We start from the raw sequence: 18,559 nt of genomic DNA on the forward strand, positions 1-18,559 counted from the left end.
AACAAACTAAACCCACTATATTTTTGTATAAGTGGGCTTTTTTATGACTATCAAACCAATCCGCGTTCAATTCAAAACAGCTTGTGAGCTACTGGACATAAGCCGTGAATCATTGCGTCATATCGTGCGTACTGACGCAGCATTCCCGCGACCAATCAAAACAGGGGATACCAAACAAGCACCAGTCTATTTTGATTATGCCGAGCTTGTAGAGTGGCATAACAGCCAAAAGCAAAGCCTTGCAGTGATGGGAGCATAAGAACATGAATAGCACCCAATTAAAACAAGTCCTGACTTATCTCAAGCAAGGCAAAACCATTTCACAAGCTGAGGCTATCGACCTTTTCAACTGCTACCGATTGAGCGCAATTATTCAGCGTTTACGAAATGCAGGTTATGACATTGTGACCCATCGTGAGCGCAATTATTCAGGCATCGGCTCACATGCTCGTTATGAACTAATTAAGCAGGTGGCAGCATGAAACCATCTATTAGCTTTGATTTTAATAATAACGGCGTGAGAGTTGTCTTAGATGAGAATAAAGAACCGTGGTTTTGTTTGACTGATGTTTATAAATCCTTAGACATAAGCCGAACTTCTCGTTTATTCCGTGAACTGGATAAAAAGGGTGTGGCGGATTACCACACCCCTACTGGTGGCGGTGTTCAAAAACTCAAATTTATTAATGAGCCGAATCTTTACCGCATCATATTCCGATCCAATAAGCCTCAAGCATTGAACTTTCAAGACTGGGTATTTTCTGAGGTATTGCCGACTATTCGCAAGACTGGAAGCTATTCAGCACGTCAGACCGCTTATGAAGAATTAAACCGCTTATGTATGCAAGAAAAGGTATCTAAGGACAAAGGCACGTTTCACAGTTTAGGTATGCACCGCCGTAAACATGAAAAGCATTTAAACGCCGTCCGTATTGAAACATGCAAAGCAAATTTACAGTTCACTTTTGAAGGGGTAGACCATGAATAAATATGTACACCCTGAGTTTTTCAAAGCGTTTGACCATTACAAAGCAATGCTGGCCCAGTATGGGGAACACCACCCCATCACAGAGCAGGCCCTCATTTTGACCATGCATTACACGCCTGAACATATCAAAGCAGAGATGCACCAAAAGGCCAAAGAACTAAACCTACTACCACCGCCAAGCGGTTACACGGATGACGGCGAACCTATGTACCAGTTAGAGGACATTGCAAAGCATTTCGGCATTTCGTTTGAAGAAGCAGAACAGCGTTTATTGCAGATGATGGATAACCGCCAGCAAGTCGGATTATCAAATGACGGCGTTTTGATTAATTCAGATATTCATATCAACCGTGTGCAGTGAGGTGAAGGCATGAAAGATATTGTACTGGCTTCATATCGCACTAACACCGAGGCAGATATTGAGGCGGATTTAATCGTAAACAATGAGGCTTGTAGTTTTATCGAACTAATCACCGTAGGCGATGGAGTTCAGGCCATTGATGACGGTATGAAGCAACTTATGCAAAACCCTCAAGCTACTGGCGTTATGGTGCTGCATGGGGAGAGCTTACAGCAGCTTATTGATGCTTACTTGAGAGGGGCAGAAGCATGAAAAACAAGTTATTCAATATTGCTAACATGCCCAAGTATGGTTATATTAATCGGGCTTTGGGCAAAATCTCAAAGTTAGCTTTGGTCGGCTATGATTCAAACGGCGCACAGTCCGAAAGGGCTTTTTTTGTGCGTAATATCTCTATGCGTTCGCATGTTATGGCGGAGCTGGAGAGGGACACTTTCGAGTGTGTAGGTATCCGTTTGAGCCTATCGACCAACCCTTTTCAGCTTTGCCACCCTCACTTGGTCGTGAATGGTAAAGCTCCCTTAAATTCAAACGGAGCGCATTCTCATGCCTAATCAAATCAATTCTACAAATACACCTAAAACTTATGATGCTGGCGATATGGCGGACGTGTATAGCGAAATGCTGGAACGCAGTGAACCCATCGGCTATATGCTGCAAGTTTTGCAAAATGAAATAACCCTGCTCCCAGAACTTACAGGATTGGAAGAAGTCTATTTTCAATCAATAACACGGTGCTTTGGTGTACTTGAGCAATTAAGCTACGACAACATGCAGAAATTGGCACAAGGCGAGAAACGACTGAGTGCAGAATGGGAGAAAATGAAAGGGAGTAGTCACAATGCTTGATTATGACCACCCCAAAGAACTAATAACACCCGAAGCTATTTTAGCTGAATGTGAGCAGCTTGTATCGTTTAATGATGCCTATTCATCACATCCATTAATACAGCGTTTTGGCAGTCCTGAGCAACCGATCTATGTTGATGATAGTAACGTCACCATTAATGGCGTTACCTATGAACAGCCTTTGGTTCTGCCTATCTATGATGGGCAAATGGAGCTTGTTCAATGTGCAGTCATGCAAGATGGGCAGCGCGTGGCCGTCATACCTGATGGATTGGCTAGAGGTTTTGCAAGGCATGGCGATTTTGACCATGCCCAGCCTGTCATTATCACATACAGCCTAGAGGCTTTCTTTAAGGTCGCACAGACTGGCTACGCCGTTGTATTGGTGCTACTGCCTACCCTATGCAGCAACCATAAAACAGAACTCAAGCCGTTTGATTTTGAACAAATACAGTTCGTTATTAACCAACTATCACAGGCAGGCTATAAGCAGCTTTACCTACCTGTCAGAATTGAACAAATGCACCTTGAGCCATTTAAAAAGCTGGAGCAAAACACGGCAGTTAGACTGCTATGTCAGTATTTAAGAATCGGTGTAAATCAGTTCCAGATTGAATTAAGCCAGGATGAAAGTGTAAGTGAGGTGCTGGCGTTTATTGATGAAGCTATAGAGGCTTTACCGATAAAAAGTATTTTGCCTAAAGGCCACTTGGCTAAACCGATGAAATGGGAAAACGGACATTTCCACATCACACAGGATGGGCTTTATTTTGTTGATGAAGATAAGAACGGCATAAGCCACAAGCGTTTTATCTCAAGCCCTGTATTGGTCGTTGCAAAGACTAGGGATAATTCTAGTAATAATTGGGGTGTATTGCTCAAGTGGAAGGATGACAACGAGGTAGAACACACACAGGCCCTATCTATGGAGCTATTCCAAACGGACGGCGCAGACCTACGCAAAGCATTGTCTTATCAGGGTGTAATGATTGCACCTGACCAACGAGCAAGAAACCTTTTTCAATGCTATTTAATGAGTTATCAAACAGGTCAATATGCCTTATGTGTGGATCGGGTCGGCTGGCATGATGATGTATTTGTACTACCTCATAAGCAGATCGGACAAAGCAGCAGTGATTTAATTGTTTATCAGGCTAACAATGCCTTAGCTAACCACTATCAAAGCAGAGGCACATTAGAGCAATGGCGAAGCAATGTAGCGCAATTGGCAGAGAATCATAGCTTGTTGGCTTTTTCATTGTGTACGGCCTTTGCTGGACAACTGCTAGACCCTCTTAATCAGCAAGGCGGTGGCTTTCATATCAAGGGCGGGTCATCCAAAGGGAAAAGCACAGCATTAAACCTTGCGAGTTCCGTGTGGGGAAATCCTAAAAACTTCTATCGTACATGGAGAGCAACAGGCAACAACCTAGAGCATACCGCCTATATGCACAATGATGGTTTTTTAGTGCTGGATGAAATCGGAGAGATAGCGAACCCCAAAGAGCTAGGAAACATTGTTTATATGCTTGCAAATGGCATGGGCAAAGGTCGCATGACTAAGCAAATCACAGCAAAGCCTATGCACCAGTGGAAAGTTATATTTTTATCCAGTGGGGAGAAAAGCCTTAAAGACATTATGAGCGAGCAAGGCCAAAAGACTAAGCTGGGACAAGAAATACGCTTGGCTGATATTGATATAGATCAGTCTGAGTACGGTATTTTTGACAGTATAGACTTTGCAGAGGATGCACCAAAACAAGCAATTGAACTGAGTAAGCGCATGGCAGACTGCTACGGCGTGGCTGGCATTGCATGGCTTGAGTATCTGACCAGCAACAAAGGCGAGCGCATGGACGAAGCTAGAGAGCTTTTAGACCAGTATCGCCAAGTCTTAACCGTGAACCAGTCGCAAGGGCATATTGTCCGAGTGGCTAACTACTTTGCATTGGTGGCAACGGCTGGGGAGCTGGCAACAAAGGCCAATATTACAGGCTGGAAAGCAGGCACAGCATTTAACGCCGTACAAAAGGTATTTAATCAATGGCTGGGCAGTTTTGAGCAGGTCGGAGATTATGAGAATCGGGAAATTGTGACCCATGTTAAAGCATTCTTTGAGGCGAATGAATCAAGTCGTTTTGAAGCCATTACACCCGATCCCGATCATATCGAGCGTATCAATAACCGTGTCGGCTACTGGAAGATAGAGAACGGCGAAAAGATATTTTATGTATTGCCTGAGCAGTTTAAAAATGAAGTCTGCAAAGGTTATGACAGTCGCAAAGCAGCAAGGGCCTTACTAGCTTACAACCTACTTGAGCATGACACAGGCAAGACCAGCAAGACCGCAAGAATCCCATCACGAAAAAACGCAGTGAAGGTTTACGCCGTCAAAGAGGCTATTTTTAGCTGGGAATAGTAAAAAACGAAGGTAACAGAGGTAACACAGGTAACAACCGCATGAATAAAGGCTTACAGGCGTTACCTATTGAAAATGGTAACAGGTAACAGAGGTAACAAGTTCTAAATTTTCCCTCATTTGTTACCCATGTTACCCATCGTTACCCAAGCAAAAAAATATAGGTAACACCCTGAAACGCTGTCATAGCAAGGATATTACCCATGTTACCTATGTTACCCATGAAAAATAGACATTCTGAGAAAATTAGAGAGATTTAAACCAATGCCAAACGTAAACAAAGTGACTGTAATGGGTGTATTAGGCCGTGACCCTGAAACTAAACAATTTCCCAACGGTGGCAGCGTTACGACATTCAGCGTTGCAACTACCGAGTTTTGGAAGGACAAGACCACAGGCGAACGTAAAGAGGCCACAGAATGGCACAGAATCACCACTAACAACCGATTAGCTGAGATTGCGAGCAAGTACCTCAAGAAAGGCGGAAAGGTTTATATCGAAGGCTCATTGCGTACAAGGAAGTGGAAAGACAATAAAGGAGCGGATCGGGAAGTAACCGAGATTCGAGCCGATGAGCTGCAATTGCTTTAATCGAAGCTCCCTAAATATGGGGAGCTTTTTTTATTGGATAAAACACTTCTTTCATAGGGTGAGTTTCACAAAATCATTTCTTTCATAGGATTGTTTCGCAAATTGAAGAAATGGAATGATTACACCCCTATTTTGTCTAGGTACGTCTAGCAAAATCCGTATCAGTATGTATCAGTAAATGGCCTTAAATCTTGCATGACAAGCCTTGTATATTTGTTTGACAAGATACTGATAAAAGTACCTATAAAAATGCACTCAAAACCAAGCTATATAAGGCATACGGCGTTTTACTTAGATATGCAGCTCGTCAAACTACGTCCAACAAGAAATGCGGTTTTGTCATGCTACGTCCTGCTAAATTTTGCTTTACAGGGTACTTGTAAGAAATGCCACCTATGCCAATTACAGCAAGGCATACAGCGATTTAATAACTTTGATTCTGTATAGCTACGTAAAGCAAAGACCCCCTATTTTGTATAGCTACGTAAAGATTTTCTTGTTTTACAGCACCACATGAAAAAGACCATTAAAACCATGCTCAAAACTAAGCACAGCAAGGTTTACGCCGTTTTTGAGGAATACCTATCTTGTAAAACTACGTAAAACAAATATCAGGTTTTATCAGGTTTAACCAATCGAGTGATGACGGCTAACCAGTGGGGGGAGTTCATAACTTATGGATTGACCCAAAGCGGAGACCACTCAAAACCGCACCAGCAAAAAAAATTCTGTTTTAGCAAATAGGTTAAAGTTGTTAAAGTTAAAAAATCACTGCAAAGGCTTATATATAAAGGATTTATCTAGTTATAAGTCGATTTTCAAAAGTTAAAATGATGTTAAAGGTACTTACTATTGCTTACAGCTACGGCGTTCTAAATGTCAGGTTTTGTCAGGTTGTAAACTTAGTATTACTTAGTATTTATGCCGTTTGCAATGTTAAGTTTTGATAAGTTCTGACTAACATTTACTAACAGGTGCAGCGTTTTAAATAACAGGTTTTGACAGGTTATCAATGTCAAGTTTTGACAAGTCCGAGCAGCAAGTGAAAAGTAGTATTTTGCAGTAATCCAAACCATAACAATTGATAACAGCATGGCATTTTTGAATATTAGGTTTTATAAGGTTTTGCATTTTTAAAGCAGTCCGCAAAACTAACATTTACTAACAGTAGGACAGCGCAATTTTGCGTTGTGTTTCGTGACAACTACGCGCGCGCACGCGAGGGATATATTCATTGTGGTTTTAAGGCTTAAAATCCCAATAGAATTACAGCGTGATTATTCGTGCGGTTTACTGCTACAAATAGCCTGAACATAGGACTACCCCCCACTGGGGGATATAAGCAAAATTGCGTTGGTTAATGAACTACGAAACTTTCGTACAGTCACACAGTGTGGGTATGGTCAAGATGACCACGCCTAAAAGCCAAGACCGATAGTGAAATTCCGCTATCGCTATGCCCATGCTCAAAAGTGAGCAACGGCATTCACTGAGCGAAAAATTGCGTTGAGTGGGTGCGTCAAAATATGGACAGACCTCAAAAGTGAGTTTTGCATGTGACTATCGGTCACTCACAAAGATAACCCCAACTTTGGGGGCATCTCTTAACTTCCATCACTGATGAGAGTTTAAAACAATGGTTATCCTCAAAATTGAGGTTATCCCTTAACTACCTTTAAAGTGTAGTAGCGGATCGGGAACATTTACCCCATTGGGGGATATGCTCAAATTTGAGCGCATCTAAACAACCTAGCTACTTAATCAACTACTTGGACGGCTAAGTTAATTTAGGATTACGTTATCGTTTCGGTAATCGCCGAAACCCATGCAAGTGACCAGCTCAAAGATAGTTAGTGAGTAACTGAGTTACTTAAAGTCACTCAGTCAATATGCTCAAAATATCGGGCTACCTGAGCCACAAAAAAGAAGAGCAGCGAAAAAACACAGCAAACCGCTATACCATCAAGCAATAATCAAGAAAACGCGCGGGCGTGCGAGGGGGAGTGTTTTTAACTCCTGAGTTCGTCACCCAGCATGACAACTAAACTCAGAGAAAATAGCCTAGCAACAGATAATCTGTACACTGTGGTGTACACTGGGATTTTTGTATAAATATTAAATTATATAAAACAGCTATTTAGCAAATTTGTTCAATTGACGCCACCCAAAATTCTTGTTATAAATCAGCCGCTTATTTAAGTGGCTTTTTTATTGCCTAAATTTTATAAGCGATTTAAAAAATCAAATCAAAACTAGAGCGAATACGCTCAATCAATAAATGCTTCGACTCTGACAAATGGGTATTTTTACGTACCATCAATTGGGTCTGAGCCATGTTGCACAGCTCGGAATCAATAGTTAAAGCAACGGCCTGACCTTCTTTTACTGCATCTGCGATATCTGCATAGCGCATGGCGGAAATCCCATGTCCAGCCACCACATAATTTTTTAAGGCATAAATAGAATTGGTGGTCAGACCAATATTCAGGTTCACTTGTAAGCGCACCATTTCACTGTCGAGTAGCTGACGGAAACCATGCCTTACGGGCATTAAGGCAAATTTATAGTCTGAAATTTCGGAAAGACAAATGCGATGCTTGAGCTTGGCAAGAGGATGACCGGCAGGAACAGCCAGAATAAAAGGTTCTGTTTTATGGGCAATGGTGCTGATGTCTATATGAAATGGAGGATTATACGCCAGTCCAATATGCGCCAGGCTGTCCACTCATTAATTCTAACTGGATTTCAATATTTGGATATTTATAATGCACATGTCGAAGTACATCATAAATCATGTGTTGCATATAACTTTCACTTGAAACAATGTTCACTTTGCCGAGTTGAGAAGATTGCAGCTGAAATAAACTATCAAATAATTCATTTTCACGATTTTTATTTTCCTTGAAATACTCAAGTACCAGATAGGCGGCTTCAGTCGGAATAATATGCCGACCCTTACGTTTGAACAGGTTTATTTTTAATTCTGATTCAAAGAGTTGAATTTGTCGGCTCATGGCGGACTGTTCAATATTCAGGATATCTGCCGCTTTGCGCATCGAGCCAAACATCATCACCGTATAGAAATAACGCAAACGCTTTTCATTGATTCCGTTCAGTGGCGCAAGGAATTGCAACTTTCTGTCCATAAAAACTCTGATGCTTTTAAAGCATCAGTATGCCGAATAAATTACATTGTTATCAAGTCAGGAGCATGCTTACATGGATTTTGAACAATAAGAAGATCTAGATAAAAAGGAGTTTTAGATGGATTTAATCACCTCCCGTCAACAACGGTTAGACCAGATTTACAAGAAAGTAAGCTGGCGGCTACTGCCATTTTTATTGCTGTGTTATTTCTTTGCTTATCTGGACCGGATCAATATCGGATTTGCCAAGTTACAAATGCAGCAGGAGCTGGGCTTTAACGATGCAATTTATGGCATGGCAGCCGGCATATTCTTTTTAGGTTATGTACTGTTTGAAGTGCCAACCAACCTGTATTTTGAAAAAGTCGGCGCCAGAAAAACCATTACCCGCATCATGATTTTGTGGGGCCTGACCTCCATGTCGATGCTATTTGTCACCACCCCGCAGATGTTCTATGTCTTGCGCTTTTTACTAGGTGTATTCGAAGCCGGTTTTGCCCCAGGCATGATTTTCTATCTGACCTATTGGTATGCTGGTGCACGCATGGCACGCGTGATGGTGATTGTCATGCTGGCCGGGCCGCTTGCTGGCATGTTAGGCGCACCGTTATCTACACAAATTATGAGTACTTTTCATCAGATTTATAATCTTTCTGGCTGGCAATGGTTATTTTTATTAGAAGCTGTGCCGACCGTGCTGTTGGGCTGCGTAGCATACTTTTATTTAACCGATCATCCTTCACAAGCAAAATGGCTGTCCCAAGAGGACAAAGCCTTATTGGTGAAAGAAATTTCCCAGCATCAGTCTGCAAGCGGTCATAGCAATTTTAAAGCGGTGTTGAAAGATCCCTGGATTTATTTCATGGCCTTGGCCTATTTCACCATTATCTGTGGGATCTATGCGATTGGCTTCTGGCTGCCATCTTTATTGAAATCGGGCGGTATCCAAAATTTGCAGATGATTGGCTGGCTGGTGGCGATCCCATATTTATGCGGCGCAATTTTCATGATCATTTTTGCCCGCAGCTCGGACAAATGGCAGGAACGGAAATGGCATTGTGTAGTGCCTACGGTATTGGCCGGAGTCAGCTTGATGTTGTCGGTGATCAGTGCGAATTTCCTGCTGTCCTTTATTGCGATCTGTACCGCAACGGCCTTTATGTTTAGTGCCTATACCATTTTCTGGTCGATTCCATCGAAATACTTAAGCGGTAGTGCGGCAGCAGGCGGAATTGCCCTGATTAACAGTATCGGATTACTCGGTGGTTTTGTCAGTCCAAATATTATGGGCATGGCGCAGTCAATGACCGGTTCCATGCTGGCAGGCTGGTTCACGATTGCTGTGATCATGATGCTCGGAGGCACTTTCCTGATTTATACCTTCAGACTGAAAAAGCAAGCTGCGCCTCAGCAAACAACACACACTGCTCTAATCGTCGATAAATAATCAATCATGCAGCATAGGAAGGATTCAAGATATGAAGAAAATCATCATTGCGGGCTTTCAACATGAAACCAATACCTTTGCCCCGACCAAAGCAAACTACGCGGATTTTGTCCAGGGCGGGGGATTTCCTCCGCTTAGTCGTGACGCAGATGTCCTGAAATTTCGGGAACAGAACATTCCGATTGGCGGTTTTATCCAGCAAGCAGAACAATTCGGTTATCAACTTTTGCCAGTGATCTGGGCTGGGACTTCACCTTCAGCGCATGTAGAGCAGGACACTTACCAGCGGATCTGTGATGAAATTATTTCCAGCATTCAGCAACATCCGGCAGATGCGGTGTATCTGGATCTGCATGGTGCCATGGTCAGTGAACAGGTAGATGATGGTGAAGGCGAATTATTAAGACGAGTTCGCGAGGCCGTTGGTCCGGACATTCCGGTAATTGCCAGTCTGGACTTCCATGCCAATGTCACGCAGGCGATGTTTGCTCATAGTGATGCATTGATTTGCTATCGGACCTATCCACATGTAGATATGGCTCAAACCGGACAACGCTGTGCCCAACTGCTGGATCAAATATTCCGGGGTAAAAAGCTGCACAAGCAAATGTATAAGCTGCCGTTTTTGATTGCGCTGAATGCACAATGTACCGAGCTGGAACCTACCCAGTCTTGTATGAGTTTACTTGAACAGCTAGAGCAAAATAATTCTGTCCAGATGAATTTCACGCCGGGCTTTCCGGCGGCAGATTTTGAGGAATGTGGCGGTTGTATCTGGGGCTATAGTGAAAACGCTGAGCAGTTAGATCAGGCTATGCAAGGCTATATCGCCCATGTGCTGCAACAAGAAGCGCATTGGAATATGGATTTTTTATCACCCGATCATGCCGTGCAGCAGGCACTTCAACTTTATCAACAGCATCATTCGAGCAAACCTGTGGTGATTGCCGATACGCAGGATAATCCGGGAGCCGGTGGTGATTCAAATACGACCGGGATGCTATCGGCGCTACATCGACATCAGGTTAAAAATGCATTGATTGGTCTTATTGTTGATCCCGTGGTGGTGCAGCAAGCCTACCAGCTTGAGCTTGGTCAGCATTTTTATGCGCAACTGGGTGGAACATCGGGTATTGCCGGGGATTCCCCATTTAGCGCTGAATTTAAGATCAAAGCCTATAGCGATGGAAAATTCAGCTATGGCGGGCCTATGATGCATGGTGTTGAGGCGGATATTGGACCGAGTGTATTGCTGGAAATAGATGGTATTGAAATTGCAGTCAGTTCCTACAAAGCCCAGTTGCTCGATCGTAATATGTTTAGAATTTTTGGCGTTGTGCCTGAAGATAAGTCAATTATTGTAGTGAAAAGCTCGGTACATTTTCGTGCAGATTTTCAGGACATGGCTGCTGCCATTTTGGTCGCGAAAGCGCCTGGGGCCATGAAAGCAGACCCGAATGACTTGCCTTGGCAAAAGATTGACCCTGATAGACGGCTTGTGCCGATGGGTGAAAGTCTGGCGCAACGTGATCAGCCATTACGTCGTACGGTCTAATATTTAACTAACATCCAATTAACACCCAAGCGATTGAACAGGCGAGCTCTATCATGATCCAGCCTGTTTTTTTATCAAATCCTCATTATCTGATTCTGTCATAGATGAACTTGACTGACATCGACTTAATCTAGCTAAAAAAAGCGGATATGAATTCAACATCCTTTTCAAACTCAACAAAATACCTATAATTCCAAGTAGAAACTTGTTGTAAATTAAACCTTAGAAAAAAACAAATACAGTTTTGACTTTCTTATTTCAAATTAAACGATTCAATCGGAGATTCTCATTGCGCGCTGCCCGCTATAAAATTTTGCTGATTATCGTATTGCTACTGGCAGTAGGGTTTGCTCTATTTCGCTGGTGGCAGGGGCCTGTGGTGCCTAGTTATACGCTGAGTACCATGCCGCTAGTACAAAATGTTGTCGCAACCGGACGTGTTGCGACGGTTTCGCGTGCCCAGGTAGGCAGTGAAATTAGTGGTGTGGTTCTGCAACGTCTGGTGCAGGAAGGCGATCAGGTTAAACCGGGTGATCTGCTGGTGGTGCTGAAATCAGATGAATTACTGGCCCAAGTCAGACAGGCCGAGCTGGCACTGACCGAATTGGCAAGCAGCCGACGGCCACAGGCTGCAGCAGAACTGGCCAGTGCCAAAGCCCAGTTGGAGCAGGCCAGCCGAGAAGCTACACGTCGACGTAATGCAGAAGTCGGTATCCTGTCGAGGGAAGAAGTCGAACAGGCTGTGGAAGCGGAAAGAGTCGCGCGTAATAATTATGAGACAGCCCGGGTAAAAGCAGTAGCATTGGCTGCGGGTCAAGTTGAAGAAGCATCGCTTCGTGAACAGCTGGCGGTGGCACAGGCGCAATTGGCCAAAACCAAGATTCGGGCGGCGGTCGCCGGCACAGTACTGACACGCGCTGTCGAGCCGGGTGATCTGGTTCAGCCGGGACAAACTTTATTTACCATTGCGTTAACAGGGAATACAGAAATCCGGGTACCGCTAGATGAGCGGAATTTACCGCAACTGGCCTTGCAGCAAAATGCCACTGTAATTAGCGATGCCTATCCGGATCGGTCTTTCCCGGCCCGGATCAATTTTATTGCGCCAAGTATTGACCCACAGCGAGGTACGGTAGAAGTCAGGTTAACTGTAAATCCAGTGCCTGATTTTCTGCGTCAGGACATGACGGTATCGGTGAATGTCGAGACGGCCAAACGAGCGCGGGCTCTGGCTATTCCGAATGATGCTTTAAGTAGTATCAAGGGAAATAAAGCCGTGGTCTTAATGGTACGTGATGGAAAAATACAGCGTCAGCAGATTACTTTAGGCTTGCGTGGCCTAGCCATGTCAGAAGTGAAATCAGGCCTGAGCGAGGGCGATCAGGTGCTGGCAGATGCCGAATCTTCGTTGGAAGATGGCACCAGAGTTCGCTTAAAACCACAACAGAGTTCATTGCAGAATTCTGCTGATACGACCAACAGCAAAAATGAATTACCGGTGAACTTCGATTGAAAAATTTATTCGGGCGGCTCTGGATCGAATGGAAAATCGCGGTCAGTTTTTTGCGCGAGGGTCGCGCGCAGTCCATCATGATCACCATCGGGGTTGCCGTGGGCGTAGCGGTGATCGTCTTTATCACTGCATTGATTCAGGGGCTGCAAGCCAATATTGTCGAACGAACCTTAGGTACACAGGCGCATATTCGCCTATTGTCACCGGATGAAGTCAACCGGATTGTGTCACCTCCCACCGAGACCGTGCAATTATTGCAGGAAGACAAACGGGCACAGCGCCTGCGTTCGATCAACAATTGGCAACAGATTACTGAAACGCTAGACCAGTTACCTGTACTGACCGCCGTCTCGCCGGTGGTGTCTGGGCCGGCTTTTGTACAACGGGGTGATGCGATCGAATCAGTGGCGTTGGTCGGGATGAATCTGGAGCGTTATCAGCAGATCATTCCATTAAAAGAATATTTAATCAGTGGTCAGTTGCGGGTCGGCGCGGATGATGTGCTGATTGGCAGTCAACTGGCCAAAGACCTCGGTGTTCAGGTCGGCAGCAAGTTGCGACTGGATACTGGTCAACAAAATAGTGCTTTGGTGAATATTGCCGGTATTTTTGAACTGGGTGTGCGCGAACTGGATGCGCGTTATGTCTATCTGGATCTCAAGCAGGCACAGTCCTTACTCGGCCTGCCAGGCGGGGTAACGGTGATTGACCTAACCATTGCCAATATTTTTGAAGCAGACCAGGTTGCCGCACAAGTCGGACGCCTGACCTCATTAAAAGCCGAAAGCTGGATTGAAACCAATGCACAACTGATGAATGCCATTACTGCACAAAGCCTGTCGACTAATATGATTATTGTCTTTGTCGCAATTTCGGTGGCTTTCGGGATTGCCAGCGTCATGTCCGTCAGTGTGGTGCAGCGCACCCGAGAAATTGGTATTCTGCGGGCGACAGGTGCAACCCAATCGCAAATCCTGAGGGTTTTTCTGTTTCAGGGCGCAATCTTCGGCTTGCTCGGTTCAGTGCTGGGCAGCATAGTCAGTTATGGCCTGGTGTGGGTATTTAATAATTTTGGGCCGGGATTATTCTATATTCCGATATCGATTGAACTGGTGATATTGGCGCTATTGTTGGCGACATTAACAGGCGTACTGGCTGCAGCGGTGCCATCACGCCGGGCAGCAGCACTCGACCCGGTGGAGGCGATTCGTCATGTCTGAGCAATCTCAGGAAGTTCTGCGTCTGGAAGCGCTGCGAAAATCTTATAATATTGGACAGCCCAATGAGGTTGAGGTCTTGCATGGCATTGACCTGCGCATTGATCGCAACGACTTTGCTGCACTTATTGGCCCTTCCGGTTCTGGAAAAAGTACCTTACTGAATATTCTGGGACTGCTAGATAAACCAACGAGTGGCGAGCTGTATTTGTTGGGACAACCTACCAGTGCGATGGATGATACCGGCCGTACGGCGCTGCGCGGCAACAGCATCGGATTTGTATTTCAGTTTCACCATCTGATTCAGGCATTTAGTGCACTGGATAATATTCTCATGCCTTTAATGATGGCGCATGGCAAACCGAATCAGCAGGCAATGCAACGCGCACGTGATTTACTAGCGGCAGTGGGACTGGAAAAATTTGCCGAGCGTAAACCGAATGAATTGTCCGGAGGACAGCAGCAGCGGGTGGCCATTGCTCGGGCCTTGATTACTGAGCCGGCATTATTATTGGCCGATGAACCTACAGGTAATCTTGATACCCAGACCGCGGCTGATATGTTTGAACTGTTTCGTAAAGTGCATCGTGAACGCGACTGCGCCGTACTTTTGGTCACGCATGATCCGCGCCTGTCCGCCACTTGTGATCGCACCATTAATCTGGTCGATGGCCGGATTGAAAGTGATTCGAGCAATCCGCATCAAGATTAAGCTGTACTGTAAGGAGCCAGGAGGGCCAATTTCCTGAAGCGGAAGACAACGGGATTTCTTATTTAAAACTGCCTTTAAATTATTTCCATGCCTGAGATTGAAATAAACGCGTCATTCAAAAAGGATGTACGCGATTGCCTACATCCTTAAATTTTGATGGTTTAATTTTAATGATTCTGTCTTTCAGGTTGATCTAATCATTGAACGCCGGTAAATCATATCTAATCAAAGCGTCAGGATGAAGCCGAACTTTAATGGCACTGCCGCAAGTTTCCATTTCATCCTGTGAATAAGCCTGATTTCAAAGATTCGATCCGATTTTATTGTTCCAGATTACTTCTCAGCATCCAGGCCGTTTTTTCGTGGACTTCCAGTCTTTGCGTGAGAATGTCAGCAGTCGGCTGATCATTGGCTTCTTCAATGATCGAGAAAATACTTCTGGCAGTACGTGCCACAGTTTCATGTGCATCTACCAGTAAACGTATCATTTCTTCAGCTTTAGGCACACCTTCGACTTCTTTAATAGAAGTGAGTTTCACAAACTGTTTATAAGTGCCGGGTGCTGCAAAACCCAAAGCCCGAATACGTTCAGCAATGACGTCCAGCGCATTCCACTGCTCGGTGTATTGAGTCATAAACATGGTGTGCAGGCTATTGAACTGGGGGCCAGTGACATTCCAGTGGAAATTATGGGTCATCAAATACAGGGTATAACTGTCTGCTAAAAGTCTGGATAAACCATCGACAATTTTGGCGCGATCATCATGCGAAATCCCGATATCAATTTTCATTGCTTTAGATTCTTTTTTAGAAGAGGCCATGCTCTTACTCCTTCAAACTTAACGCGATACGGTGTATTAAAATAAAGTCGGATGTATCTGAAGCCCGAGCCAAGAGATGAAATGATCTCTATGACTTTGTATTTGATCTAACAGGCTAAGAGATTTAAGTGGTTATAAGTTATAGATATTAAATCAATATAAAGGCAGGAAGTTTAGTCATTATGTATAAGCAGGACGCGGGATTGTAACTATTTAAATCTGTCAAATTTTGACCATCTTCAGCGGTAGCACGTTAATTTCTCATAGCAAATTGAACTTCTAAAAAGTCCTAATCATTTCAGGATTGAAACATCGTTTTGGGTTATGACGCTTATTTGTGAGCAAGATCACATATCACCATACTGAATCTTTATTTCGAAATATCTCTGTGAAATTTTAATATTTTATTTTAAATAAATAACTTAGATAAAAATTTAAATCATAAATAAACCCGAAATTTATAAAAAATAACACAATGCTGCCTTAATTAAACAAGGCACTACAAACAATAATAAATCTCTTTCTCAAATGCAGTTATGTTAGGACACAGGCGAAACCAATAACAATATTCCCAGAAGAGCAAAAATGCTTCGAGTCAGCATATTAAGAAGAAATATGAGGCTGATACAGGATCGGCTGTAGCAGATTGACTTGCGGGATGAGTTTGATTGGTCAAGCCATGCAAAATATCAGCTCAAGCGACTTTGAGATAGACCAAAAATATCTGCACTAAACTCAAGCTCAGCAAGGAATACATCATGAAAATTAAGGCCAATAGCCCCGCGACTGGTAAAGACGGTTTAGACAAACAAAATACCAATAAAAAAAGTGAGCAGCTCGACGCATATCGCAGTGATGCGACCGAGCAGGCACTCACCACCAATCAAGGGGTTAAAATTTCCGATAACCAGAACAGTCTCAAGGCAGGCGTTCGCGGTGCGACCTTGATCGAAGATTTTATTCTTCGGGAAAAAATTACCCATTTTGACCATGAGCGAATTCCAGAACGTATTGTGCATGCCCGCGGTGTCGGCGCACATGGCTATTTTGAGGCTTATCCGGGGAATGAAAAACTGACCAAGGCAGGCTTCCTGACCAATACCAGTGTGCAAACGCCAGTATTTGTGCGTTTTTCTACCGTACAGGGCCCGCGTGGTTCAGCAGATACGGTACGTGATATTCGTGGTTTTGCGACCAAGTTTTATACGGATGAAGGTAACTTTGATTTAGTGGCGAATGATGCCCCGGTATTCTTTATTCAGGATGGGATCAAGTTCCCGGATTTCGTGCATGCAGTCAAGCCTGAACCTCAGACCGAGATTCCTACCGGTGCATCTGCACATGATACTTTTTGGGATTTTGTTTCCTTAGTGCCTGAATCTGCACATGCGGTGATGTGGGCCATGTCGGATCGGGGTATTCCGCGTAATTTAAGAGCCATTCAAGGCTTTGGCGTACATACTTTCCGTTTTATCAATGCCGAGAATAAAGCGGTTTTTGTGAAATTCCACTGGACGCCAAAACAGGGTCTCGCCCAACTGGTCTGGGATGAAGCACAAAAACTGGCGGGTAAAGATCCGGATTTCCATCGTCGTGACTTATATGAAGCGATTGCCTCCGGTAACTATCCGGAATGGGAGTTGGGTGTACAGGTCGTTCCAGAAGAAGATGAGATGAAGTACGACTTCGACTTGCTGGACCCAACCAAAATTATTCCGGAAGAACTGGTGCCGGTGACGCCGATTGGCAGAATGGTGCTGAACCGTAATGTTGATTATTTCTTCGGTGAAACCGAGCAGGTGGCATTCTGTCCGGGACATATTGTGCCAGGACTAGATTTTACCAATGATCCATTATTACAAGCACGTTTGTTCTCCTATACCGATACTCAGCTTAGCCGTTTAGGTGGTCCAAACTTCCACCAGATCCCAATCAACAAGCCGGTTTGTCCATTCCACAATAACCAGCGTGACGGTTTACATCAGCGTATTGTACATACCGGTCAAGCCAGTTATGAGCCGAATTCGATTGACAATAACTGGCCGGCTGAAACCCCGCCAGCAGCACAAGGCGGTGGTTTTGAAAGTTATCAGGAACGTATTGATGGACACAAGATCCGTCAGCGTAGCGAATCATTCAGTGATCACTTTAGTCAGCCCCGTCTTTTCTACCGCAGTCAGGCACCTCATGAGCAAAAGCATATTGTCGATGCCTATGTCTTCGAGCTGAGCAAGGTGGAACGTAAATATATTCGTGAGCGTGAAGTTCTGGAAGTGCTCTGCAATATCGATTTGGACTTGGCTCAGCAAGTTGCTGATCAATTGGGCATTGAAATTCCGGCAGAGAAAAAGGCAGCAACATTGCCAGATGTGCAGATTTCACCACGCTTATCTTTCGAGGCATTTAAACCTGAAGATATTAAGGCACGCAAAATTGCGCTACTGGTGCACGACAAGGCCAATGAGGCCAGTATCAAAGCTGTTCAAGCCTGGGCAGAATCAGAAGGTGCTGTGGTCGATGTACTGACCCCAAAACCGGGTCCGGTACTGGGTCAGCAAGGCGAGGTGATTCCTTCCGATGGTATGCAAAAAGCAGAGCCATCCATCGCCTATGATGCTGTGGTGATTGCTGACGGTGACAATTACGATGTGGTGATGAAAGATGGTGTAGCGACTCATTATCTACTGGAAGCCTACAAACATTTAAAACCAATCGTGTTCTTGGGCGATAAAGGCAAACTGATTGAACATTTACGCTTGGTTAGCGATGAAGGAACCTTGGCAAATGGGCAGTTTGAAGCAGTACAAGATAGCTTCAAGACTTTGATCTTGAACCATCGTGTCTGGACGCGTGAAGCAATTGCGGAAGCGATTCCTGCCTAAACGATCCAATTTATATTTTAGAGGATAGAGGCTCCGGCTTCTATCCTCATGGTTTTAA

At 44.3% G+C, this 18,559-nt stretch carries 17 protein-coding genes and 1 pseudogene; 15 read left to right on the plus strand and 3 right to left on the minus strand.

Annotated features, from left to right (window positions below; translation table 11 throughout):
- The first annotated feature begins 43 nt into the window (after positions 1-43).
- The 9 genes and pseudogenes from Q9R21_RS11240 to ssb form a co-directional block, all read left to right on the plus strand.
- A complete protein-coding gene (locus Q9R21_RS11240; protein ID WP_311204493.1) occupies positions 44-259 on the plus strand; it encodes a transcriptional regulator in 216 nt (71 codons plus the stop codon).
- Positions 260-263: 4 nt separating this feature from the next.
- Entirely contained in the window at positions 264-482 is a 219-nt protein-coding gene (locus Q9R21_RS11245) for a helix-turn-helix domain-containing protein (protein ID WP_279666845.1), read from the plus strand.
- On the plus strand, positions 479-988 hold the full coding sequence (locus tag Q9R21_RS11250) for a BRO family protein (protein ID WP_311204494.1): 510 nt from the start codon (positions 479-481) through the stop codon (positions 986-988). The genes Q9R21_RS11245 and Q9R21_RS11250 overlap by 4 nt, the downstream gene beginning before the upstream one ends.
- Positions 981-1,349, plus strand: a complete 369-nt coding sequence (locus tag Q9R21_RS11255) for a hypothetical protein (RefSeq protein ID WP_311204495.1) — start codon at positions 981-983, stop codon at positions 1,347-1,349. The genes Q9R21_RS11250 and Q9R21_RS11255 overlap by 8 nt, the downstream gene beginning before the upstream one ends.
- 9 nt (positions 1,350-1,358) lie before the next feature.
- On the plus strand, positions 1,359-1,601 hold the full coding sequence (locus tag Q9R21_RS11260; RefSeq protein ID WP_311204496.1) for a hypothetical protein: 243 nt from the start codon (positions 1,359-1,361) through the stop codon (positions 1,599-1,601).
- Positions 1,598-1,903, plus strand: a complete 306-nt coding sequence (locus tag Q9R21_RS11265) for a hypothetical protein (RefSeq protein ID WP_311204497.1) — start codon at positions 1,598-1,600, stop codon at positions 1,901-1,903. The genes Q9R21_RS11260 and Q9R21_RS11265 overlap by 4 nt, the downstream gene beginning before the upstream one ends.
- Positions 1,896-2,198 (plus strand): hypothetical protein, encoded by a 303-nt coding sequence (locus tag Q9R21_RS11270; RefSeq protein ID WP_311204498.1) that lies wholly within the window; start codon positions 1,896-1,898, stop codon positions 2,196-2,198. Before Q9R21_RS11265 ends, Q9R21_RS11270 begins: the two co-directional genes overlap by 8 nt.
- Positions 2,191-4,617, plus strand: a complete 2,427-nt coding sequence (locus tag Q9R21_RS11275; protein ID WP_311204499.1) for a DUF927 domain-containing protein — start codon at positions 2,191-2,193, stop codon at positions 4,615-4,617. The genes Q9R21_RS11270 and Q9R21_RS11275 overlap by 8 nt, the downstream gene beginning before the upstream one ends.
- A gap of 264 nt (positions 4,618-4,881) precedes the next feature.
- Positions 4,882-5,205: pseudogene (gene ssb, locus Q9R21_RS11280) on the plus strand (single-stranded DNA-binding protein); the annotation flags it as partial.
- Between the two features lie 2,236 nt (positions 5,206-7,441).
- Here the strand turns inward: ssb and Q9R21_RS11285 are convergent.
- Positions 7,442-7,933: a LysR substrate-binding domain-containing protein gene (locus Q9R21_RS11285; protein WP_311204500.1), complete on the minus strand. Its 492-nt coding sequence runs from the start codon at positions 7,931-7,933 to the stop codon at positions 7,442-7,444.
- The gene (locus Q9R21_RS11290) at positions 7,899-8,354 is read right to left on the minus strand and encodes a LysR family transcriptional regulator (protein ID WP_311204501.1); all 456 of its coding nucleotides are present in this window, start codon (positions 8,352-8,354) and stop codon (positions 7,899-7,901) included. Before Q9R21_RS11290 ends, Q9R21_RS11285 begins: the two co-directional genes overlap by 35 nt.
- A gap of 118 nt (positions 8,355-8,472) precedes the next feature.
- Between Q9R21_RS11290 and Q9R21_RS11295 the strand changes: the two genes are divergently transcribed.
- The 5 genes from Q9R21_RS11295 to Q9R21_RS11315 all read left to right on the plus strand — a co-directional run bounded on the left by Q9R21_RS11295 (position 8,473) and on the right by Q9R21_RS11315 (position 14,798).
- Positions 8,473-9,801 carry an MFS transporter gene (locus tag Q9R21_RS11295; protein ID WP_311204502.1) on the plus strand — a complete coding sequence of 443 codons (1,329 nt, stop codon included), beginning with the start codon at positions 8,473-8,475 and terminating at the stop codon, positions 9,799-9,801.
- Between the two features lie 31 nt (positions 9,802-9,832).
- Positions 9,833-11,356: a M81 family metallopeptidase gene (locus Q9R21_RS11300; RefSeq protein WP_311204503.1), complete on the plus strand. Its 1,524-nt coding sequence runs from the start codon at positions 9,833-9,835 to the stop codon at positions 11,354-11,356.
- Positions 11,357-11,645: 289 nt separating this feature from the next.
- Entirely contained in the window at positions 11,646-12,869 is a 1,224-nt protein-coding gene (locus Q9R21_RS11305; protein ID WP_311204504.1) for an efflux RND transporter periplasmic adaptor subunit, read from the plus strand.
- On the plus strand, positions 12,866-14,089 hold the full coding sequence (locus tag Q9R21_RS11310) for an FtsX-like permease family protein (RefSeq protein WP_311204505.1): 1,224 nt from the start codon (positions 12,866-12,868) through the stop codon (positions 14,087-14,089). The genes Q9R21_RS11305 and Q9R21_RS11310 overlap by 4 nt, the downstream gene beginning before the upstream one ends.
- Positions 14,082-14,798 (plus strand): ABC transporter ATP-binding protein, encoded by a 717-nt coding sequence (locus Q9R21_RS11315; RefSeq protein ID WP_004279331.1) that lies wholly within the window; start codon positions 14,082-14,084, stop codon positions 14,796-14,798. Before Q9R21_RS11310 ends, Q9R21_RS11315 begins: the two co-directional genes overlap by 8 nt.
- A 320-nt stretch (positions 14,799-15,118) precedes the next feature.
- Here Q9R21_RS11315 and Q9R21_RS11320 read toward each other — a convergent pair whose 3' ends face one another.
- Positions 15,119-15,619 (minus strand): Dps family protein, encoded by a 501-nt coding sequence (locus tag Q9R21_RS11320; RefSeq protein WP_005247040.1) that lies wholly within the window; start codon positions 15,617-15,619, stop codon positions 15,119-15,121.
- A gap of 758 nt (positions 15,620-16,377) precedes the next feature.
- Here Q9R21_RS11320 and katE point away from each other — a divergent pair.
- Complete coding sequence (katE, locus tag Q9R21_RS11325; RefSeq protein WP_311204506.1) at positions 16,378-18,501, plus strand: catalase HPII; 2,124 nt, start codon at positions 16,378-16,380, stop codon at positions 18,499-18,501.
- The last annotated feature ends 58 nt before the right edge of the window (positions 18,502-18,559 follow it).

Origin of the sequence: Acinetobacter sp. RG5 (genome assembly GCF_031844265.1) — a bacterium.
Lineage (GTDB): Bacteria > Pseudomonadota > Gammaproteobacteria > Pseudomonadales > Moraxellaceae > Acinetobacter.

What these genes read in the sequence shown, in the direction of transcription:
- Q9R21_RS11265 (WP_311204497.1), top strand. Translation starts at nt 1,598, where the DNA reads ATGAAAAACAAGTTATTCAATATTGCTAACATGCCCAAGTATGGTTAT.
- Q9R21_RS11315 (WP_004279331.1), top strand. Translation starts at nt 14,082, where the DNA reads ATGTCTGAGCAATCTCAGGAAGTTCTGCGTCTGGAAGCGCTGCGAAAA.
- katE (WP_311204506.1), top strand. Translation starts at nt 16,378, where the DNA reads ATGAAAATTAAGGCCAATAGCCCCGCGACTGGTAAAGACGGTTTAGAC.
- Q9R21_RS11250 (WP_311204494.1), top strand. Translation starts at nt 479, where the DNA reads ATGAAACCATCTATTAGCTTTGATTTTAATAATAACGGCGTGAGAGTT.
- Q9R21_RS11240 (WP_311204493.1), top strand. Translation starts at nt 44, where the DNA reads ATGACTATCAAACCAATCCGCGTTCAATTCAAAACAGCTTGTGAGCTA.
- Q9R21_RS11255 (WP_311204495.1), top strand. Translation starts at nt 981, where the DNA reads ATGAATAAATATGTACACCCTGAGTTTTTCAAAGCGTTTGACCATTAC.
- Q9R21_RS11260 (WP_311204496.1), top strand. Translation starts at nt 1,359, where the DNA reads ATGAAAGATATTGTACTGGCTTCATATCGCACTAACACCGAGGCAGAT.
- Q9R21_RS11245 (WP_279666845.1), top strand. Translation starts at nt 264, where the DNA reads ATGAATAGCACCCAATTAAAACAAGTCCTGACTTATCTCAAGCAAGGC.
- Q9R21_RS11290 (WP_311204501.1), bottom strand. Translation starts at nt 8,354, where the DNA reads ATGGACAGAAAGTTGCAATTCCTTGCGCCACTGAACGGAATCAATGAA.
- Q9R21_RS11295 (WP_311204502.1), top strand. Translation starts at nt 8,473, where the DNA reads ATGGATTTAATCACCTCCCGTCAACAACGGTTAGACCAGATTTACAAG.
- Q9R21_RS11270 (WP_311204498.1), top strand. Translation starts at nt 1,896, where the DNA reads ATGCCTAATCAAATCAATTCTACAAATACACCTAAAACTTATGATGCT.
- Q9R21_RS11275 (WP_311204499.1), top strand. Translation starts at nt 2,191, where the DNA reads ATGCTTGATTATGACCACCCCAAAGAACTAATAACACCCGAAGCTATT.
- Q9R21_RS11320 (WP_005247040.1), bottom strand. Translation starts at nt 15,619, where the DNA reads ATGGCCTCTTCTAAAAAAGAATCTAAAGCAATGAAAATTGATATCGGG.
- Q9R21_RS11300 (WP_311204503.1), top strand. Translation starts at nt 9,833, where the DNA reads ATGAAGAAAATCATCATTGCGGGCTTTCAACATGAAACCAATACCTTT.